The organism is Bacillus sp. PDNC022 (genome assembly GCF_016919285.1).
Lineage (GTDB): Bacteria > Bacillota > Bacilli > Bacillales > Bacillaceae > Bacillus > Bacillus safensis.
In genome coordinates, this window is sequence record NZ_CP070345.1 from 3,325,450 (window position 1) to 3,345,303 (window position 19,854).

Sequence of the window (19,854 nt, forward strand, 5' to 3'; positions counted from 1 at the left end):
GAAATAGAGTGTAAAATGAAAGGTGTCATGCCGAAACTATAGAAGAAAGGAGGGAAAGGATCATGAAATGGAAAGAAATGTTGATTGGAGGGTGTGCGCTCGTAGGGCTGATGTTCATGTCCCAATCAGCAGTATCTGCTCAAACACCATCTCTTTTGGAGCAAGCGGAAAAGCTGATTGGAACACCTTATCATAAAGGAGGAACCGATCCAAAAACGGGCTTTGATGCATCTGGGTTTATTCAATACGTGTACAAGACATCAGAAACATTTGATTTGCCGCGAAAGGTAATCGACCAATACCAGATTGGAAAAAAGGTATCATGGGAAAAAGCCCAGCCCGGTGACCTTGTGTATTTCCGAAGCCTTGAAGAAACAAAGGATATCCCGACACATGTGGCGATGTACGCTGGTAACAATCAGGTCATCCACATCACGCTTAGTCAAGGTGTGGTGAAAACAGATGTCAGCAAAAGCAAATATTGGACTGATCGATTTTATGCGGTCAAACGACTGCCTGGCACACAAGAAATTTCTGATGACCCACTTGTGAAAGATGCGATGACCTATTTAGGTATTCCTTACGTATTTGGAGGAGCAGATCCAAAGACTGGATTCGACTGCTCAGGATTTTTACAGTATTTATTTGAAAAATCACTTGGGATCTATTTACCTCGAAGTGCTGAACAGCAGTGGATCGTTGGAGAAAAAGTGGCATTAGGCGATATTCGCCCTGGGGATTTTGTCTTTTTTAGCAACACATATAAGCCCGGAATTTCTCATGTAGGTATGTATATTGGAGGCGACCGCTTTATTCATGCAAGCCGTTCTGAAAGTGTGACAATTTCTTATTTGTCTGAATCATATTGGCGCGAGAAATGGACAGGTGCGAAACGATTAACAGATCTGGAGCTTGCGAAAGAGGATCCTATCGTATCAAAAGCCGCTACGTATATCGGCGAAGTCCCTTATGTCAAAGGCGGTACGAACCCAAAGCAAGGATTTGATACAGCAGGGTTCACACAGTATGTGTATCGAGAAGTGCTTGGCATTGAGCTGCCTCGCTATGCATCAGGTCAAGTCAAAGCAGGTACACCTGTGAAACGTTCTGAACTTAAGCCAGGAGATCTTGTCTTCTTCAGCGGAACATCATTGATGCCGGCGATATATGCAGGATCAAATCAAGTCATTCATGTCACTGTCTCAAACGGTGTTGTCTTGACCAATATGAAAACAAGTACGTACTGGAAGGACAAATACGAAACGGCTGTTAGAATCAAAAAATAAAGAAAAAGCCCGATCAGTACTTGTATCGGACTTCTGGACTTCTCTCTAGGCGCTGATCAGACAAGCGTCTTTTTTTCATGGAATTGATTTTGTAAAAGAAGATCAATAAAATAAGCGACACCATCTTCATGATTCCCTTTTGTGATGTAGGTGCTCTTTTCTTTAATGACATCTACTGCATTCCCCATTGCAATGCGGTGGCCTGCTTCTTCAAACATAGAAAGATCGTTTGGGCTGTCGCCAATTGCATAAATATGTGAGCGGTCTACACCATAATGGGCTGCGAGCTTTTTCAGGGCATGTCCTTTTCCAGACTCTTTTGGCAGCACCTCAATAATATGTTTTCCAGACGAGGTCAATGAAAGCTCAGGCATATCTGCCAGAAGACTTCGAGCTTCATGCAGTTTGTTCATATCAAACGAGAAGCAGAGTAATTTATAGGTCGGTTCATTCGACTCAAAAATCTGACGGATATCATCCACTGGTTTGATGCCGAATTGTTTAAATTGCGTCATGGCACCTTCCCATAGATCAGCGAGATCCTCATTTGGGTTTGCGCTTTCGATCAGATCAAATTCTGCCTTCAGCTTCTCTTTTCCATCAAAAGGAGAGAGGAGGGCATCATCTGTATAGACTTCAAAGTAAATGTTTCGTTCCACTAATGCCTTTGCAGCCCGCTTGCCCGCTTCTTGGTCCAATGTGATTCGGCTGAAGAGCTCGTATCCCTCTGTATGAACAGTCCCGCCGTTTGCCGCAATAATGGGGATGTCCAAATCGCCAAGCAGCTCCTTTACATCAAAAGTTGCCCGCCCTGTACAGATGGTCACAATATATCCAGCATTCTTCGCACGAATCAATGCCTCTCGGTTTTGAGCGGATATTTCACTTTTTGTATTTAAGAGTGTACCATCTAAATCAATTGCAATCATTTTTTTCATCGCTGTCAAATCCTCCTTCATTCATGCAACAGCCTCTTCAAAGTATGTACGAATTCCTTCAATCTCATAAAAAAAGGATGGTTGATTCCTCACTATCAAGGCTAAACAAAAATGAGCGAATGATCAAGGAAATAAGAAAAAGCGCCCCAAAGGGACGCTTCCAGCGTGTAGGCAAACCCTCGCATTCGGTGCAGGTCTGCGCTCCGGTACTCACGAATGTCAAATTCGCTCCGCTCCGGTACTCGCCCTTCCTAGGCTGCAAAGGTTTTCTATCACGCTGAAAAGAAGACAAAGGGGTAAAATAAACTTCATTTTACCCCTTTGTCAGCAATCTGAAAGCGCCCCTTAGGGACGCTTCTATTTATGATAATTCAAGCTGCTTCTTCAATTCAGTTTTTACTTCGTTCAGCTGGTTTTGATCCAATTGGAAATAATAAACTCCGTTTGGCTGGTAATCAGATCCTTTAAGCTGAATGGTATCAACCGATTTCAATGAAGTCAGAAGAGGGAAAAGACCGACTAACTCCTTCATAGAAAGCGTGGTTGACACATTATCACCGAGTGTATCAATGATATTGTCGTATGACGGAATAGATGTTAATGATTTTGATTTATCGAAAATGGCTTTTAACACTTCCATTTGTCGCTGTCCACGCATTAAGTCACTATCTGCTTTTCTCGTTCTCACATAAGCGAGCGCTTGATCACCATCTAGTGTATGAGTTCCAGTTTGAAGCACAACCTTGCCTTTTGTATCCTTTTTAATCTGTTTCACAAGATACTCATCCTTGATGTTAATAGGAACACCATTTAATTCGTTGACGATTTCTTTAAATGCTACGAAATTACTTTGGATGACAAAATCAACCGGAATATCTAATAAATCTTCAACTGTGCTCACTGTTAAATCTGCACCGCCAAATGCGTGTGCGTGAGTAATTTTATCAAAACCGTGGCCTGGAATATTAACGTATGAGTCCCTAGGAATGCTTAATAATTTAACGGTTTTATTTGTGCGGTTAATGGTTGCTAACACCATTGCGTCGCTTCGTGCTTGTTTCACTGTTTCGCCCGGTCTGCTGTCAATTCCAAGCAGCAAGACAGAAAAGCTGTCTTTTCCTGGATCGAATGCTTCAATCCGTTTCACAGATTGTGCACCGCGATCTAGAGATACTTGTGCCTTTTTGGCAGCATTTGTTACTTTGTAGTAGGCATAGCCAGTAACAGAAGCGGTCGTCAGTAAAAGAATACCAAAAATAAATAGAGTGACTTTCACCCATGGTTTTAAACGCTTTTTCCCTTTGCGTTTACTTCGTGATTGATCCATATATTTTAAACCCTCGCTATGATTTTATAGTAAAGATGTCCTTCTTTCTGCTTACAAACTAAAACAAATATACCTTAAAACGGGATATAGTGCGACATTTTTTTCATTAACGCTTAATTGACGTTTCCTTCTCGTGAAAAGTTTCAAATATACACAAATGAAATATATTTGTCATAAAACATCGAAATGTTTGAAATGACAGGAAGTGAGGAAAATGACTTTTCATAGAGTACAGAGACAAAAGTGGGGTTATGTATATGAAAAATCGGAATGGATGGCTTTATTTCTTCGGCGCCCTTGGCGGTGCTTTATATGGCTATGATACAGGTGTCATCTCTGGCGCCATCTTATTTATGAAAGAGGATTTAGGTTTAAATGCGTTCACAGAGGGGCTTGTCGTCAGCTCGATTTTAATCGGGGCGATGCTTGGTTCCTCTCTTTCTGGAAAATTGACAGACCAATTTGGGCGGAAAAAAGCAATCATCGCCGCAGCTATTTTGTTTATTATTGGCGGATTTGGTACAGCCTTTGCCCCGAATACGGAAGTGATGGTCTTATTCCGAATTGTACTAGGGCTTGCTGTCGGGTGTTCGACTACGATTGTTCCATTATATTTATCTGAACTTGCGCCAAAGGAATCACGAGGGGCACTGTCCTCTTTAAACCAGCTCATGATCACATTTGGTATTCTTCTTGCCTATATTGTGAACTACGCTTTAGCGGATGCAGAGGCATGGCGCTTGATGCTTGGAATTGCGGTTGTTCCTTCTGTTCTTTTATTAGGTGGGATTTTGTTTATGCCGGAAAGTCCCCGCTGGCTGTTTGTCCACGGACAGGCTGACCGTGCAAAGGAGATATTATCTAAACTCAGAAAAAGTAAGCAAGAAGTTGAAGAAGAAATTTCAGATATTCAAAAGGCGGAAAGTGAAGAAAAAGGCGGTTTTAAGGAATTATTTGAGCCATGGGTACGCCCAGCATTGATCGCCGGTGTCGGCCTAGCCTTTCTACAGCAGTTTATCGGTACAAATACGATCATTTACTATGCACCAAAAACATTCACAAGCGTTGGCTTTGGGAATTCAGCGGCAATTTTAGGAACTGTCGGAATTGGTGCAGTGAATGTCATCATGACGTTTGTCGCCATCAAAATCATTGACCGTGTAGGACGTAAAGCGCTGCTCCTATTTGGGAATGCGGGAATGGTTCTTAGTTTAATTGTCCTGTCAGTGGTCAACCGATTTTTCGAGGGGTCAAGTGCTGCAGGGTGGACAACCGTTATTTGTTTAGGTCTCTTTATCGTCATCTTTGCTGTCAGCTGGGGTCCTGTCGTTTGGGTGATGCTCCCAGAGCTGTTCCCAGTACATGTCCGGGGAATCGGTACAGGTGTCTCGACCTTCCTCCTTCATACAGGAAATTTAATCATCTCGCTTACATTCCCAGCTTTATTAAGCGCGATTGGCATCAGTAATCTTTTCCTCATCTATGCGGTCATCGGCGTAGGCGCCTTCTTATTTGTGAAATACTTAGTGACCGAAACGAAGGGGAAAAGTCTTGAAGAAATTGAAGAAGATTTAAAAAAGAGAAATCGAGCCGTCGCAGGTGACGAAGGAAAAACGGTGTGAACAATGGCCAGCTGCTGTATGCAGCTGGTTTTCCTATGTTAAACAAACGTTTAATCAAGAAAGGACATTCCCTCATCTTCTGAACGTGCTGCCTACAACATACATATGGAACAGGCGGGTGAAAGGTGGAAATGAGATGAAAGGGAAAACAAGCATTGTCATGCTGACGTACAACGAACTGCATTTAACGAAAACATGTATCGAAAGCATTAAACATCATACGAGCAGCGACCAATATGAACTCATCATCGTCGATAATGCGTCAACTGATGGCACGAAGGAATATGTAAGAGAGCTGGAAGATGTGATATTCATTGATAATGAAGAGAATCAAGGTTTTGCAAAGGGATGTAATCAAGGGGCAAAAGAAGCTTCAGGAGACAGCATTCTCTTTTTAAATAATGACACGATCGTGACGGAAAACTGGCTTACTCCATTAAAAGAGGCGTTATTCGCATCAGAACGTATTGGGATGGTTGGGCCAGTCTCTAATTATGTGAGCGGCCCCCAGATGGTCCAGCCGTCGTATACAGATGTGAAGGAGCTCCCAGACTTTGCTAAGGAGTATACGTCTAAGAGAAAAGGTCAGAGAACATATGTGCACCGGCTTGTAGGGTTTTGCTTGCTCGTGAAAAGAGAGCTGATCGAGGATGTGGGGTTATTTGATGAGCGGTTCGTTTATGGATCATTTGAGGATGACGATCTTTGCTTACGTTCATTACTGAAAGGATATCAGCTGCAAATTGTGCATGATTCCTTTGTGCATCATCATGGTCATGCTACCTTCAATGCCAATCAAGAAACGAACATCTCTGCACTGTTTACTGAGAACAGACTTCGGTTTTTAAATAAGTGGGGCATAGATCTAAATTTGATCACCCCTCATCCATATTTTGCGGAATTACTCCCTGAGGACGCTGCACGCGTGCTGGATGTTGGGTGCGGCGCAGGGGCTACCGGGCTTGAACTAATGAATCGTCAGTCTGTTGACATGTACGGGGTAGAGGCGGATACATTAAAAGCAGCAGTCGCAAAGGCGTATTACGAAGAAGTCATCGAGGCAAATGCGGATGAATACCCATGGTCAGAAAAAAAGGCCTTTTTTGATGCGGTCATTTTTTCAGATGTTTTAGAGCACGTGTCAGATCCTTGGCACATCATTGAACAAGCGCACGCATCTTTAAAGCCAGGCGGTGTCATTATTTGCTGCCTGCCTAACATGATGCATGCAGAAGTGCTTCTACCTTTAATGACAGGGGATTTTACGTATCAAGATGTAGGAATTTTAGATCGAACCCATATGCGGTTCTTCACACCAAACACCATGCGTGCGCTTTTCCCAGACCATCTGTTTGAACGCGTGATCGAGCAGCGGATCAATGTACAGATTGATCAAAACGTCCAATTGTTTTTTGACGAAGTGGCAAGAATAGGAGTGTCACTTGGCTTTCAAACAAAAGCGTTGTCTGACCATGTGACCTTGTATCAGCTTCTCATTGTCGTGCGTAAAAAAGGCGGCTCCCCTTCGGGATAACCGCCTTAGCGTGTAGCCAAACCCTCGCATTCGGTGTCAGGTCTGCGCTCCGGTACTCACGAATGTCAAATTCGGTCCGTTCCGGTGCTCGACCTTCCAAGAATGCAAAGGTTTTCTATCACGCTAAAAAGAAGAGAAAGGGCTAAAATCAAGATCATTTTAGCCCTTTGTCAACAGTCTGAGGGCAGCTGTCCTTCGGACGCCTTTTTGCATTACCATTTGAAGCTTTTCGTTGCACCTTCTGCACCAAAATTCAAGATGCTGACTTTGACATCATAATCAATGTCTGCTTCTTGGAATAGCCTATCCCACTCGGTACCATGCTGATCCCAATAGTCAGGATATTTCATACGAAATTGCTGGTTAAAAAATATGGGATCAACACCCACTTCTTTTTGCACATGATGAACTGCTTTTTGAATGCGTTCTTTAATTTTACGAGCAAAGATCCGCTCAAATCGTTTGATGTATTGCTCATCGAATGAGTTTTCAGGAGGATATTGATCCTCAGACAATTTTCCATTTGTTTTTACGCTAATTTTAAAGGAAACCTTTCCATCTTTCAGGTAGGGCTCGACCTTCGTCTTTGCTTTTTTTATTTCAAACGTGATCGGATAACCCTTGTAGGTGGCAGGTACAACGCCGCCAGTGATACGGCCCATTACCCAGTTTAAAGATTGGACATCTTTTGCTGGGATAAAACCGATCAGCTTTCTCGTTTTCCCATGTATGATTCCTGCCCCATCATAAATAATTTCACTGTCGATCACATCTACACTTTGCACAAGGAAGCTAACGCCCATCTGAAAGTAATCAGACGACCGTCCAATACGTGTTGGCGGTGCGATCTTTCCGTTAAAGTCTCGGTTTTTTGATGTTTCGAAGATATGTTCAACTGGTACCTTTTGCTGTGATTTCAATTTTTGGTTAATGACTTTTGACGCATCACCTCGTGACACGAGGAGATAGCTGCTGCGCCGAACCTCATCATCACGAATAAAATGATTGAGTGTTCCTTGAATATCGTGATGCTCCGCTTGATTTCTGCCAAACAAGAATATTTTCAGGTGATCACTATAGATCGGCGGGTCCTTCAAGGCGACATTACTGACAGCCTCCAGCACATTTTTTCCCTTCGAGACAACATTCACATAGCCGGGAGAATCGGCTTCTTGTGTTCCGCCCGTTTTCGGTACAAGGTTTTGGTAGGTCAGCTTAACTCCATTCTCATCTTGTTCATCAATGCCCACACCGCGTACAAACGATAGTTTTTCAATATCCTTTAAGTCCCAGCAGCCTGCTGATAGAAGGAAAAGGCAGCAGGAAATAAAGAATAACATTACACGCCTTCCTCTCATGCGGAACGACCTCCCCATTTTTTGCGAATCATCAGCAGGATAGCTGTAATAAAAGGAATGGCTAAAACTGCGAACAATGCGTAGCCGAGTAAAGTAGAGTAGTAAAAGACTTCATTGATATTTCTAGGGAAAAGTGAGAGTGCTGATGTAATCAAAAATAACAGCCATAACAGTCTCGTTATATTGGTTGTTTTAAAAACGGTGAAGCAGCCTTTAATCGCAAATTGGAAAAAGCCCAGCATACAAATGAACTGCTGGCACGTCCAGATCGTCAGTAAGAAAATATCAAAACGTTCGATAAACACCCCTTCAAGTTCAAGCGCTTGAATGAGGGAAACTGTCGGCCAAGTGAGAGATTTCGTTTCACCAACGGTCATGGAGCCAATCACTATAAAGAGTGTGAGGGAATATACAAGAGAAGTAATCCCAACCCCGATCGCAGCCGCCCATTTTGCCTTAGACCATTTGTCTTTATAAATGAGCGGGACAACAAACAAAATGACTTCAAAGCCTGTAAATTGAATAAAGGTTTGAGAGAACAGGTTACTAAAATCTTTAAAACCATGCGCCATCACAGGGCGCAAATAATCAAAATCAAATATTTTTAAACAAAACAGCATGAGCGCTATGTAAATGACCATGGTGATCGGATAAATATAGGTCACCATTTTGACGACTGGAAAGATACCGCTTTTCAAATGATAGATCGCCACGAGTAAAAAAATCATCACAATCACGGTCATGGGAGTCGATTGCAGCAGGAAAAACTGAACCACTTCCCCAAGGACACGTGCCTCAAAGCCGACAATGCCTAGTAAATAGGCGATCAGCATTAAATTAAAGATTGTGCCAAAGAATGCGCCCGCTCCTTTTGTATTTGACTCGAAAATGGTGTCTGGTGCATTCTTTTCGGCAATCCAGCCCAACAAAAAAGCAACGAAAGCAAAGATGACGCCCTGTATTAATACAATGATCCAGCCATCAGGGTATCCTGAATTGGCAGAACTGCGTGGAATGGTTAAAATTCCAGCGCCTATCATTGTAGAGCTGCACAGAATGGTGACTTGTAACAATGATAGCTTTTCAGGTCTGTACATCGTTTAATCTCCTTGTCTTTTGAGATTTTTTATTTTTGCTGTTTTCGGTCTGGATTTAAATAGCCCGATTGGTAAACGAACGTACGTATCCTTTAAATCTGAAAACGGTGAAGAAAGCACTGGTGTGAAATAGTCAAAACCAAAGGTCTTTAGCTGCATCAGGTGACAAAGCACAAATAAATAACACATGATTAAGCCATATAATCCAAACAATGCTGAACTAAAAATGGCCATAAACCGCAAAATACGCAGCGGGAAACTAAAGTCATATGACGGTGCCGTGAAATCAGCTAGTGCGGTCAGCGACACAATAATCACCATTAAGGCACTGACGATATTGGCTTGGACAGCTGCCTGACCAATAATAACGCCGCCAATGAGCCCAATTGTCTGGCCGATGGCTCTTGGAAGCCGGAGTCCAGCTTCCCGCAGCAACTCTATCGTAAAAGACATGAGAATGGCTTCGACAACAGGAGGGAAGGGAACATTCTGCCGGCTCCCTGCGATGGTGAGTGCCATTCTTGTCGGTAATAAACCGGGATGATAAGAGACAAGTGCAATGTAAAGGCCGGGTAAAAAAATCGTGAGCAGCACGGCAATATAACGAAGTAAACGCAAAAGAGTCGCGCTTGTCCACCTCTGATAATAATCCTCTGGAGATTGCATCAAAGCTGTAAGCGTCATAGGTAAAATGAGAGCAAAAGGAGTCCCATCGAGTAAAATCGAGACTTTGCCTTCAAGCACAGATGCAATCACCCGGTCAGGACGTTCTGTGTTTTGGATCTGTGGAAAAATGGAGATGTGACTGTCCTCAATCAGCTGTTCAATATAGCCGGTTTCAGGGATGTCATCCATTTTGATTTCGGCCATGCGTGATAGAACATCTTCTACTAGTTTAGGATCAGCAATATCACGAACATACACAAGAGCAGCGGATTTTTTATTGCGAGTACCGATACTCACCTTTTGAATCACAAGATTTGGGTCGTTTGCCCGTTCACGGAGTAAAGCCGTGTTTTTTTCAAGATTCTCAATAAATCCGATCCGTGGTCCTCTTACAAGAACTTCAGATTGCGGCTCTTCTACTTCCCTAAATTGAAAAAGATTTGTATGGAGTGCAAGTGCTTGAGCCGCTCCATCTACAAATAAAATAGCCCTGCCGCTATATAACTGCTCGATGGCAAGGTTCATATCATCCAGCACATCACTTTGAATGCCAAAGAACGTTTTAGAAAGGGAGGAAAGTGTAGTAGAATCAACCTCAGTGATGTCCAGTTCCTTTTGCATTGGTGAAATGATTTGCTTAGAAAGCATCTCAAATTCTGTGAGTCCTTCAACGTACACGAGACATGCAGAAATAGTGGAAGGACCAAATGAAAAAGAGTGGAACACGATATCATCACTTCTTCCGGCAAAGCTTTTGACACGCTTAATGACGGACGCTATATCTTGTTCAATACGACTTTTCATAATACCTCACCCTCATCACATGTTTTTTATAGAGTGACTCGGAAGGTGGGGAATTATGCAAATAGAAAAAAGAGAATCCCCGAATAGGAATTCTCTCGTCTGTTTATCTTGCAAGCCAGCCGCCATCAACGGCTAAAATGTGGCCGTTCATATAATCAGATGCTGGTGAGCTAAGAAAAACAGCCGCACCGGCTAGATCCTCAGGCTTTCCCCAGCGCCCGGCGGGGATTCGTTTGAGAATCTCTTCATTTCGATTTTCATCGTCACGAAGGGCTTGTGTGTTATTGGTCGCAATATACCCAGGCGCAATCGCATTCACTTGAATATGCTGATGCGCCCATTCGTTGGCAAAAGCTTTCGTCAGCCCTGCGACAGCATGTTTACTTGCTGTATAGGCGGGAACAAAGACGCCGCCTTGAAACGATAGAAGGGAGGCGATATTGACGATTTTCCCTTGCCCGTTTTTCAGCATCTGCTGTCCAACCTTTTGCGTGAGGAAAAAGAGACTGTTGATATTCACATCCATGACCGTATGCCAATCTTCCTCTGAATAGTGAGCCGCCTGCTCTCTTTTGATCGTTCCAGCATTATTGATTAAAATATCAATTGTATGCTTCTTTAATATGGCGTCGACATCCTGCTTTGCAGACTGAGGGTTAGAAAAGTCAACCTGAACCGCATGAAATGTTCGGCCTGCCTGTTCGACAAGTGCCTTTGTTTCTTCAAGCGGTGTGTGATGGTACGTACCAATGATATTTGCGCCTGATTTGGCAAGCGCCACGGCAATGCCTTGCCCAATACCGGTTCCAGGACCTGTCACAAGGGCTGTTTTTCCTTCAAGGGAAAAGAGGGACGCTACATATGAAGTTGTCATCACCCTCGTTACCTCAGCTGATCCATTGGGACAAAGTCCATATCTTTGAACGTATAGTTTTCGCCTGCCATTGCCCAAATAAATGAATAATTCGCTGTACCTGAGCCTGAATGAATAGACCAAGCAGGTGAAATGACTGCTTCCTCATTGGCCACAACAAGATGTCTTGTTTCAGATGGCTCCCCCATAAAATGAAAGACACGTGCATTTTCTTCGATATCAAGATATAAGTACACTTCCATCCGGCGATCATGAATATGAGCAGGCATCGTATTCCATGTGTTATTGGTTTCAAGCTGAGTGATGCCCATCATAAGCTGACAGCTTTGAATGCCGTCTGCATGGATGACTTGATACAGGTTTCGTACGTTGGAGGCAGCTGCTTCTCCTAAGTGGTTGGGTGTTAATTCAGCGATAGCTGCTTTTTGCGTAGGGTACGCTCTATGAGCCGTGGCTGATACTAAATAGAACTTGGCCTGCTCGCCTGATGAACTAGCAAACTGTACATCTTCGTGACCAAGACCAATATATAAGAAATCTTTATGCTCCAGCACAAAGGCCTCACCATCAACAGTGACCGTTCCTTGTCCGCCGACATTCACAATCCCGATTTCTCGTCTTTCAAGAAAATACTCCGTCCGTAAAAAGTCTCCAGCATCTAGTGTGATCGGCTCTGCTGACGGCATCGCTCCGCCAATCACCACGCGGTCCTCATGTGAGTAATAGAGCTTTAACTCACCACTGACAAAAAGCGTAGGAATATGAAAATGACGACGAAGTTCCTCTGTTGTAAAACGTTTGACCTGCTCAGGATGTACAGCATAACGATTTTCCATTTGGATAAGCCTCCCTTTCCATCTGAAACAAATATTGATATTTATTTGGTATCGGTTTCAAGGAAAATTTTAGAGGAAAAAGAGTGCGCCGTCAACTGTTAATTTGAAATCGCTTTCTTTTTATCTAATTAGATGAATTTTTGCCCTCATCATGCAAAAAAATCTTCTGAAATGCATTTAATTATGATATGCTCTTTTTAAGTTTATTTGAAATCGGTTTCGAACCAAATGAGAAGATCAATTGTGGGAGTTTTTTGAATGAAAGAGAAAAAGCAAACGAAAGTGACCATTAACGAAGTTGCAGCTTATGCAGGGGTCTCGAAATCAACTGTATCCAGATATATCAATGGCAGAACAAATGAAATTTCTTCAGAAAAGGTAAAGAAAATCAAGAAAGCCATTGAGGAACTCCATTACCGTCCGAGTCAGCTCGCTCAAGGACTGAAAGTCAGAAAAAGTAAGGTCATTGGGTTTATTGTAGCCGACATTACGAATCCATTCTCAGTGGCAACACTTCGCGGGGTCGAAGAGATTTGTGATGAATATGGATACAGCATCATGGTGTGCAACACAGATAATCGTCCAGAAAAAGAACGGGAAATGCTTCTTAAGCTGAATGCACATTATATTGAAGGACTCATCATCAATACGACAGGACAGAACAATGACATTCTTGAGGATTTTAAGAAAAACGGTGTACCGATTGTTCTTGTGGACCGGAAGCTGCCTGAACTGAAAGTTGACACAGTGACCACGAACAACCGTGATATCACAATCCGGCTGCTTCAACAAATGTATGAGAAAGGCTATGATCACATCGCTTTTTTTACTGAGCCTGTCGATGGAATCAGCCCTCGTGAAGAACGAAAGGAAGCATATGAACAGACAGCTTTGAGTAAACATAAGAAGCCGATCATTGCAGAGATTGATTTAAAGCAAAAGGAACAAATACGTGAAGAGATTGTTCGTTTTTTACAATCAAACGAACAGAAAAAAGCGATTTTAGCCGGTAATGGATTACTCATGTTGAAGCTGATTAGTGAACTTGTAGAGCTTGGGATGAACATTCCTAAAGAAATAGGCATTGCAGGGTTTGATGATACAGAATGGTATAAGCTGATTGGACCTGGAATCACAACGGTCGCCCAGCCATCTCATGAAATGGGGAAAGCAGCCATGCAAAAAATCAAGACGCGGCTAGAAGGGGATGAAAGTGCGCCCCAAACCATTCAGCTTGATGGAGAAATCATTGTGAGGAAATCTTTATAATCGATAGGCAGAGAAGAGTATACATACGTGCATGCTCTCTCTTTTTTAACTAACTTGAAACCGGTACCGAGAAAGGGGAGAAATGAGTGAAAGCATTGGATGCGGTCACATTTGGGGAATCAATGGCGATGTTTTATGCAAAAGAAGTCGGAGAGCTTCATCAAGTGCATACATTCCAAAAGGCGCTTGCTGGTGCAGAGAGTAACGTGGCTGTCGGCTTGGCGCGGCTGGGCTTTCATGTGGGATGGATGAGCAAAGTCGGAGCAGATTCACTTGGCACATTTATTTTAGAAGAGCTTCAAAAAGAAGGGGTCGATACAAGTGCAGTGCTCCGTTCAGATGAGGGGTCTCAAACGGGAATCTTACTTAAATCAAAAGTGCTGGATGGAGACCCTGACGTCACGTATTATCGGAAAGGCTCTGCTGCGAGCACAATGAGTCCAAGTGACTTTCCCGCCGCCTATTTCAAACAGGCAGGCCACCTTCATATGACTGGTATTCCGCCTGCCTTATCTAGTGAAATGAGAGCGTTTTCTTTTCGTGCTCTTAAAGAAATGAAAGAAGCGGGCAAAACCATTTCATTTGATCCAAACCTTCGGCTTCAGCTATGGGAAGAGGAGGAAGATATGATTCATACGGTGAATCATATCGCCTCGCAAGTGGATTGGTTTTTTCCAGGGCTTGCAGAAGGGCAAAGGCTCACGGGTTGTCACGAGCCAGAAGAGATTGCAGATGTTTATTTGCAAAAAGGTGTCAAACTAGTGGTCATTAAGCTAGGAGCAGAAGGTGCCTTTTATAAAAGTGCAGCCGGTCAGGGAATTGTGAATGGATTTTATGTGCAGGATGTCGTAGATACAGTTGGAGCTGGTGATGGATTTGCAGTGGGTGTCATTAGCGGCTTGCTTGACGGCTTATCAGATGAAAAATCCGTGACAAGAGGCAATGCGGTCGGGGCACTTGCAGTGATGTCACCTGGCGATAAGGACGGACTGCCTACCCGGGAGGAGCTTCAGGCTTTTATGAAAGAAGCCAAGCGATATCAAAGGCGGGAGTACATGAAAGGGGATGAGAGATATGGGAAAGTCAGCAAGTTTGAACGTTAAAAAGCAGCTAGCGTCTTGTAAATTAATTGCAGTGGTGAGAGCGGGTAGTGAAGCAGAAGGCATTGAAATGATTGAGCGTTTAAAGAAAAAAGGAGTCCGTGCCATTGAAGTGACATATACCACGCCAAATGCTGAACGCATCATCGCATCCTTCCAAGAGGAGCAGGATCTCATTGTAGGAGCGGGAACAATTACGACGCTGGAGCAGGCACAATCAGCCATTGAGGCAGGCTCACAGTTTATCGTTAGTCCAGGGTATCATCCTATGATTGGAGAACAACTTTCATTTTACGACACACTCTATGTACCAGGGGTTCTCACCCCAAGTGAAATTATGCAGGCGAAAGCGGATGGCTACTGCTTGCTCAAGCTTTTTCCAAGCGGCTCCTTCGGTTTATCCTATATGAAAAACCTGCAAGGTCCATTTCCAGAGATTGAATTTATTCCTACGGGCGGCATTCATCCAGCTGATGTTCCAAAGTGGCTCAAAGCAGGCGCGGTGGCTGTCGGTGTCGGAAGTCAGCTTGAAAGCAGTACAGCAGAGGAATTACAAGCCGTTCTTTCCTCATAAATACTTGTAAAAAGAACAAACAATTGGCTCGTGGATGCTGGTTGTTTGTTCGTTTATCTGACATAACAGCAGATGAAATTTCAACTCTTCACGTACAATGATCGTGAAGGAGTGATGGAAATGTACATTCTACAAGATGAACTCACGGATGGACGAATTGACCAGCTGATTACCGCACATCTAGAAGAAATGAAGGAGCATTCGCCGCCAGAAAGCATTCATGCCCTTCCATTAACTGATTTGAAAAAACAGGATGTCACCGTGTGGAGTGTGCGAGATGGAGAGGAGCTTCTTGGCTGCGGAGCGTTAAAAGAACTGTCAAGTGAACATGGGGAAATCAAATCGATGAGAACCGCCGCCCTCCATATGCGAAAAGGCGTAGCGAGGTATATGCTGAATCATCTTCTCCAAGAGGCAAAACGGCGTGGCTACACACGTGTCAGCTTAGAGACAGGGGCAATGGCTTTCTTTGAACCAGCAAGAAAACTATATGAGAGCGCTGGATTTCAGTATTGTCCGCCTTTTGGTACATATCAAGAAGATCCAAACAGTTTATTTATGACAAAGGAATTATAGAGGTCGAGAGAGTATGCTTATAAGCAGCTCTTTTTTTTATGCGGAAATAGTGAAAGGAGGAGGATACGATGAAATTATCTAAGTGGATTGGAATGGGCGCATTTCTCACATTTTGTGTGGTATCTGTCATCTTCTTAACGTTATTAGGTCAAGATTTATTTAAAATTGAAAGCGCTTCCGAAAAAGCGGCGTCAACGTATCAATATCATTTTGTTCTTGTACCGGAGGAACTTGATAACGAATATTGGCAGCTTGTACAAAAAGGAGCGGCTGATGCGGCAGACGTTCATCACGTGTATCTAGAATATTTGGGCCCAAAGCAAGCGGATGTAGACGATCATCTGAAAACCATTGATATGGCCATCGCTGGGCATGTTGATGGCATTATGACGCAGGGACTTGATGCGAAAAAATACAAACCGCTTTTTCAGAAGGCGAGGGAAAAAGGAATTGATGTCGTCACCGTCGATACGGATGCAGAAGGGAGCAAACGTCAAGTGTATGTAGGAACGGACAATTACTATTCAGGATTTATCGCAGGGCAGGCACTCATCGCAGATACAAAAGGTGAACAGTATGTAGGAATTGTCACAGGCAGGCTGGATGCCATTCATCAAAAGCTGCGCGTCAAGGGCTTTCGAGATGCCGTTGCTGCTGAAAAACGCATTCATATTGCTGGAATAGAAGAATCAGCCATTACGAAGTCAGGTGCCTCAGGTGCCGCTTATAAACTATTAAACGATCATGCGAAGCTCACTGCATTTTATGGTACAAGTGCATTAGATGGTGCAGGCATCATTCAAGCAATCGCACAGTATCGATCGTCCACTGATTTTTATGTGCTTGCATTTGACACATTGCCTGATACGATTCAGGCGCTTGATGATGGGACAATTGATGCTGTGGTCGTGCAGCATCCTTATGAAATGGGTTATCAAGCGGTTGAATCGCTTCTTCGTTTGCAGAAAGGTGAAAAAGAAGAACCGCTTCAGTACACGGGAACGAGTGTGATCCGGCGCGGGGATCTGCCTCTTCAGCAAACAGAAAGAAAGCAGGGGATGCAGCCATGAGAAGGATTCGAAGTAAGCTGTTATTGGCATTTTTAATCCTTGTGCTTCTTGGCAACATAGCCGCTTTTTTTGTCTACTGGAGCAGTTCAAAAATCACATCAGAATATAGCCGGAGCTTCCGTTCTTTTCTCCTGCTCAATGATATATCGACAGAGGCGAAAACGATGTATGAAAAGGTCAATGCCTATGCCATTGAAAAGGATCGGAAGTTTGCCAAAGAATACCTTACGTCAAAACAGAAAATGAAATCATACGATCAAGCGCTGCGAAAGGATGCCGGTCTTCATGCGGCGATTCCTTCTATTGAAAAATATCAATATATGATGCGGACGCTCATCAATGAAAGTGATGCGACCATGACACATGTGAAAGAAGGGAAAATTGAAGAATATGCTGCAAGTGTGAAGGAAGTGAGAACCGTCTCCTCCTATATACAAGAGCAGACGATGACCCTGCTTGATGATGAATTATCTGAGTATCAAGTACTCTATCAATCTCTTCAAAAAAGGCATCAAACCTATGCGCTCTTTACCTTGTGCCTGTTTACGTTATCAATCGGGGTCGCCTTATGGATGGCGTATATGATTGCTGGCGGGATATCAAGACCAATCGTTCATCTGTCCCGAAGCGTAAAAGAAGTATCAGAAGGAAATTTTGATGGAATGAATTTGCATGTTACCTCAAAGGATGAAATATCTGTTTTAAATGAAGCCTTTCAGCGAATGCGGCAAGAGATGAAAATGATGATTGAAGAGATCAAACAAAAGGCAGCATTGGATCAAAAAATCAAAGACATGAAGCTAAAAACGCTGCAAAATCAAATGAATCCACATTTTTTATTTAACACATTAAATATCGTTTCACGTATGGCTTACTTAGAATCAGCGGAAGCCACATCGAGGTTGATTCAATCTGTTTCCACGCTGATGCGGTATTCGCTGTCTGCTCTCAGTACATCCGTTACATTGGATCAAGAAGTGAAAGTGGTGAAAGAATATTTTCATATACAAGAAACGAGATTTGCCGATCGTATTACGTGCAAAACATCCATCGATGAATCGTGTTTATCTGTACATATCCCAAGTCTCACCTTACAGCCGCTTGTTGAAAATGCCTTTATTCATGGCGTCGAGCCAAAGGAGGAAGAGGGACTTGTCGAGCTCTCGATCTATCAAGAAGGCGGCTATGTGATGATTCGGATTCGGGACAATGGGATGGGCATCAATGAACAAGAGAAAAGAAGGTTGCTGTCAGAAAAAGAAGAGGAAGATCCGAACATATTGAGTAAAGGCCACTCGACAGGAATCGGTCTTCGAAATGTGATGTCAAGACTGCGCTTGTTTTACGGGGTGCAAGATGCCCTTCAAATTGATTCAAAGCCAAACGAAGGCACCACCATACAATTGGCTATTCCGATGAAGGAGGGACCGGCATGCTGAACGTGCTGATTGTCGATGATGAAAAAATAGAACGGCTAGCGATGCGGAAGTTCTTAACCGAATGGCTTCCAGAGTGTCATCTAGCAGGAGAAGCGGAAAATGGAAAGAAGGCGGTTGAATTTGTGCGATCTGAGCCCATTCATCTTGTGCTCATGGATATTCAGATGCCTGGAATGGATGGACTGACAGCGATCAAACAAATCAAAGCAATCAGTCCTCATACAAAATTTATTATGCTAACAGCCTACGATACATTCGATTATGCCAAGCAAGCGATGCAGGAAGGGGTGAAACAATACCTTGTCAAACCAGCTGACAAAGACGAAACCATCGCAGCCATTCGATTTGTAGCAGCAGAGATTCAGCAGGAGACGTCTCAGCGGCAGGCGGCAGCGGCCGATCAGCGGTCAAAATGGCTTGAAGCCCATGTCATGAACGGTCAATCTTATACCGACATGGAGTTTCAACAACTATTTTCCGAATATGAAGCAGGTCTGATCATCGCTGCTCAGCGGACAGGCGGAGATCAGCTAATCATTCATTTGCAGAAATCTGCACGATTTCATACGGTACCGATTCAGATGGGAAGTGAACTGTTTACATGCCTCATTTATAGTCAGCAAGGACCAGGTCAGCTAAAGGCAGAGGTGCTGCAAGCTATTCGAGCTGCCATGACAAACGGTCAGCCTTCACCTGTCGTTGGCATAGGGCATCCAGTCTCAAACCCGCTTCACCTTCAGAAAAGTGCAGCAGAGGCGAAGCTTTCCTATTATCAGCGAAAAAAGAGTGGCGGCGTTGTTCGTTATGGCTTTTACCAAACAGAGGTGAAGCCCGGTCCATTGATTCATCTGCCGGAGCTTGCAGACAGCATGATGCAGGCGATGGAAGAAGGGAGAAGAGAGGATGCGCTGGCTTTATTTGATGCCTTTCAATTAGAGGGCGCGACGATGTCACAAGTAAAAGAACTGTTGATTCTCTTCAAATCGCGTCTCCGTACAGACCTATCGATATTGACAATCAGCACCGCAGCTGAATGCCGCCAGTGCTGTGAACACCTATTTGACGTGTATGAAGCGAGAACCCAGACCATAAATGACATCGAACGGGCAAAACGTTACATCAAAACGCATTATTGTGAACAGATCACGCTTGAGCAAACGGCCGCTTATGTTGATTTAAGTCCAACCTATTTCACAAAACGATTTAAAGACGAGACTGGTCTGACATTTAAAGAGTATGTGACAGCCTGCAGGCTGGATAAAATCAAAAGGCTTCTCATAGACAGCTCGCTTAGCTTAAAAGAAATTACCTATCAGGCAGGATATACAGATCCTAATTACGTCAGCCGAGTGTTTAAGAAGATGGTCGGCTGTTCACCGAAGGAATATCGAAATCAGGCCGTAAAAAAATGAAGAATTTCATAAAAAAGTGAAGAAATTTGCCTGAAAAAAAGCAAGGATCTGCCATTATACTTATTTTGATAA

The 19,854-nt window shown here is 43.4% G+C and carries 17 protein-coding genes; 10 read left to right on the forward strand and 7 right to left on the reverse strand.

The window, feature by feature from the left end:
* The first annotated feature begins 62 nt into the window (after window positions 1-62).
* Window positions 63-1,286, forward strand: coding sequence for a C40 family peptidase (locus tag JVX94_RS16995; RefSeq protein WP_111290673.1), 1,224 nt, complete (start codon window positions 63-65; stop codon window positions 1,284-1,286).
* A gap of 56 nt (window positions 1,287-1,342) precedes the next feature.
* On the opposite strand, the gene JVX94_RS17000 is transcribed toward JVX94_RS16995, so the two are convergent.
* Together JVX94_RS17000 and JVX94_RS17005 are read right to left on the reverse strand one after the other, a co-directional pair.
* Complete coding sequence (locus tag JVX94_RS17000; protein ID WP_172400662.1) at window positions 1,343-2,224, reverse strand: Cof-type HAD-IIB family hydrolase; 882 nt, start codon at window positions 2,222-2,224, stop codon at window positions 1,343-1,345.
* 361 nt (window positions 2,225-2,585) lie between these two features.
* Entirely contained in the window at window positions 2,586-3,551 is a 966-nt protein-coding gene (locus JVX94_RS17005; protein WP_048237597.1) for an LCP family protein, read from the reverse strand.
* Between the two features lie 257 nt (window positions 3,552-3,808).
* On the opposite strand from JVX94_RS17005, the gene JVX94_RS17010 reads away from it, so the two are divergent.
* Window positions 3,809-5,173 (forward strand): sugar porter family MFS transporter, encoded by a 1,365-nt coding sequence (locus JVX94_RS17010; RefSeq protein WP_144471970.1) that lies wholly within the window; start codon window positions 3,809-3,811, stop codon window positions 5,171-5,173.
* A 136-nt stretch (window positions 5,174-5,309) separates the two neighbouring features.
* Window positions 5,310-6,707 carry a bifunctional glycosyltransferase family 2 protein/class I SAM-dependent methyltransferase gene (locus JVX94_RS17015; protein WP_144471972.1) on the forward strand — a complete coding sequence of 466 codons (1,398 nt, stop codon included), beginning with the start codon at window positions 5,310-5,312 and terminating at the stop codon, window positions 6,705-6,707.
* Window positions 6,708-6,919: 212 nt separating this feature from the next.
* Here JVX94_RS17015 and JVX94_RS17020 read toward each other — a convergent pair whose 3' ends face one another.
* The 5 genes from JVX94_RS17020 to kduI form a co-directional block, all read right to left on the reverse strand.
* A complete protein-coding gene (locus JVX94_RS17020) occupies window positions 6,920-8,065 on the reverse strand; it encodes a Ger(x)C family spore germination protein (RefSeq protein WP_095409723.1) in 1,146 nt (381 codons plus the stop codon).
* Window positions 8,062-9,162 (reverse strand): GerAB/ArcD/ProY family transporter, encoded by a 1,101-nt coding sequence (locus JVX94_RS17025; RefSeq protein ID WP_111290681.1) that lies wholly within the window; start codon window positions 9,160-9,162, stop codon window positions 8,062-8,064. Before JVX94_RS17025 ends, JVX94_RS17020 begins: the two co-directional genes overlap by 4 nt.
* Window positions 9,163-9,165: 3 nt before the next feature.
* The gene (locus JVX94_RS17030; protein WP_205183893.1) at window positions 9,166-10,632 is read right to left on the reverse strand and encodes a spore germination protein; all 1,467 of its coding nucleotides are present in this window, start codon (window positions 10,630-10,632) and stop codon (window positions 9,166-9,168) included.
* Window positions 10,633-10,735: 103 nt separating this feature from the next.
* On the reverse strand, window positions 10,736-11,506 hold the full coding sequence (kduD, locus tag JVX94_RS17035) for a 2-dehydro-3-deoxy-D-gluconate 5-dehydrogenase KduD (RefSeq protein WP_193900917.1): 771 nt from the start codon (window positions 11,504-11,506) through the stop codon (window positions 10,736-10,738).
* A gap of 8 nt (window positions 11,507-11,514) precedes the next feature.
* Complete coding sequence (gene kduI, locus JVX94_RS17040; RefSeq protein ID WP_203128919.1) at window positions 11,515-12,342, reverse strand: 5-dehydro-4-deoxy-D-glucuronate isomerase; 828 nt, start codon at window positions 12,340-12,342, stop codon at window positions 11,515-11,517.
* Between the two features lie 258 nt (window positions 12,343-12,600).
* On the opposite strand from kduI, the gene JVX94_RS17045 reads away from it, so the two are divergent.
* The 7 genes from JVX94_RS17045 to JVX94_RS17075 all read left to right on the forward strand — a co-directional run bounded on the left by JVX94_RS17045 (window position 12,601) and on the right by JVX94_RS17075 (window position 19,782).
* Window positions 12,601-13,611 carry a LacI family DNA-binding transcriptional regulator gene (locus tag JVX94_RS17045; protein ID WP_144471978.1) on the forward strand — a complete coding sequence of 337 codons (1,011 nt, stop codon included), beginning with the start codon at window positions 12,601-12,603 and terminating at the stop codon, window positions 13,609-13,611.
* Between the two features lie 86 nt (window positions 13,612-13,697).
* Window positions 13,698-14,714, forward strand: a complete 1,017-nt coding sequence (locus JVX94_RS17050; protein WP_205183896.1) for a sugar kinase — start codon at window positions 13,698-13,700, stop codon at window positions 14,712-14,714.
* Complete coding sequence (locus JVX94_RS17055) at window positions 14,686-15,285, forward strand: bifunctional 4-hydroxy-2-oxoglutarate aldolase/2-dehydro-3-deoxy-phosphogluconate aldolase (RefSeq protein WP_205183899.1); 600 nt, start codon at window positions 14,686-14,688, stop codon at window positions 15,283-15,285. The genes JVX94_RS17050 and JVX94_RS17055 overlap by 29 nt, the downstream gene beginning before the upstream one ends.
* Before the next feature lie 120 nt (window positions 15,286-15,405).
* Window positions 15,406-15,861, forward strand: a complete 456-nt coding sequence (locus tag JVX94_RS17060) for a GNAT family N-acetyltransferase (protein WP_034624591.1) — start codon at window positions 15,406-15,408, stop codon at window positions 15,859-15,861.
* Between the two features lie 68 nt (window positions 15,862-15,929).
* A complete protein-coding gene (locus JVX94_RS17065) occupies window positions 15,930-16,931 on the forward strand; it encodes a sugar-binding protein (RefSeq protein WP_205183902.1) in 1,002 nt (333 codons plus the stop codon).
* Window positions 16,928-18,370: a sensor histidine kinase gene (locus tag JVX94_RS17070; RefSeq protein ID WP_197197626.1), complete on the forward strand. Its 1,443-nt coding sequence runs from the start codon at window positions 16,928-16,930 to the stop codon at window positions 18,368-18,370. The genes JVX94_RS17065 and JVX94_RS17070 overlap by 4 nt, the downstream gene beginning before the upstream one ends.
* Complete coding sequence (locus JVX94_RS17075; RefSeq protein WP_205183905.1) at window positions 18,364-19,782, forward strand: response regulator; 1,419 nt, start codon at window positions 18,364-18,366, stop codon at window positions 19,780-19,782. The genes JVX94_RS17070 and JVX94_RS17075 overlap by 7 nt, the downstream gene beginning before the upstream one ends.
* The last annotated feature ends 72 nt before the right edge of the window (window positions 19,783-19,854 follow it).

Excerpts from the sequence above, each read along its gene's own strand:
- JVX94_RS16995 (WP_111290673.1), top strand. The coding sequence starts at position 63 with ATGAAATGGAAAGAAATGTTGATTGGAGGGTGTGCGCTCGTAGGGCTG.
- JVX94_RS17000 (WP_172400662.1), bottom strand. The coding sequence starts at position 2,224 with ATGAAAAAAATGATTGCAATTGATTTAGATGGTACACTCTTAAATACA.
- JVX94_RS17005 (WP_048237597.1), bottom strand. The coding sequence starts at position 3,551 with ATGGATCAATCACGAAGTAAACGCAAAGGGAAAAAGCGTTTAAAACCA.
- JVX94_RS17010 (WP_144471970.1), top strand. The coding sequence starts at position 3,809 with ATGAAAAATCGGAATGGATGGCTTTATTTCTTCGGCGCCCTTGGCGGT.
- JVX94_RS17015 (WP_144471972.1), top strand. The coding sequence starts at position 5,310 with ATGAAAGGGAAAACAAGCATTGTCATGCTGACGTACAACGAACTGCAT.
- JVX94_RS17020 (WP_095409723.1), bottom strand. The coding sequence starts at position 8,065 with ATGAGAGGAAGGCGTGTAATGTTATTCTTTATTTCCTGCTGCCTTTTC.
- JVX94_RS17025 (WP_111290681.1), bottom strand. The coding sequence starts at position 9,162 with ATGTACAGACCTGAAAAGCTATCATTGTTACAAGTCACCATTCTGTGC.
- JVX94_RS17030 (WP_205183893.1), bottom strand. The coding sequence starts at position 10,632 with ATGAAAAGTCGTATTGAACAAGATATAGCGTCCGTCATTAAGCGTGTC.
- kduD (WP_193900917.1), bottom strand. The coding sequence starts at position 11,506 with ATGACAACTTCATATGTAGCGTCCCTCTTTTCCCTTGAAGGAAAAACA.
- kduI (WP_203128919.1), bottom strand. The coding sequence starts at position 12,342 with ATGGAAAATCGTTATGCTGTACATCCTGAGCAGGTCAAACGTTTTACA.
- JVX94_RS17045 (WP_144471978.1), top strand. The coding sequence starts at position 12,601 with ATGAAAGAGAAAAAGCAAACGAAAGTGACCATTAACGAAGTTGCAGCT.
- JVX94_RS17055 (WP_205183899.1), top strand. The coding sequence starts at position 14,686 with ATGGGAAAGTCAGCAAGTTTGAACGTTAAAAAGCAGCTAGCGTCTTGT.
- JVX94_RS17060 (WP_034624591.1), top strand. The coding sequence starts at position 15,406 with ATGTACATTCTACAAGATGAACTCACGGATGGACGAATTGACCAGCTG.
- JVX94_RS17065 (WP_205183902.1), top strand. The coding sequence starts at position 15,930 with ATGAAATTATCTAAGTGGATTGGAATGGGCGCATTTCTCACATTTTGT.
- JVX94_RS17070 (WP_197197626.1), top strand. The coding sequence starts at position 16,928 with ATGAGAAGGATTCGAAGTAAGCTGTTATTGGCATTTTTAATCCTTGTG.
- JVX94_RS17075 (WP_205183905.1), top strand. The coding sequence starts at position 18,364 with ATGCTGAACGTGCTGATTGTCGATGATGAAAAAATAGAACGGCTAGCG.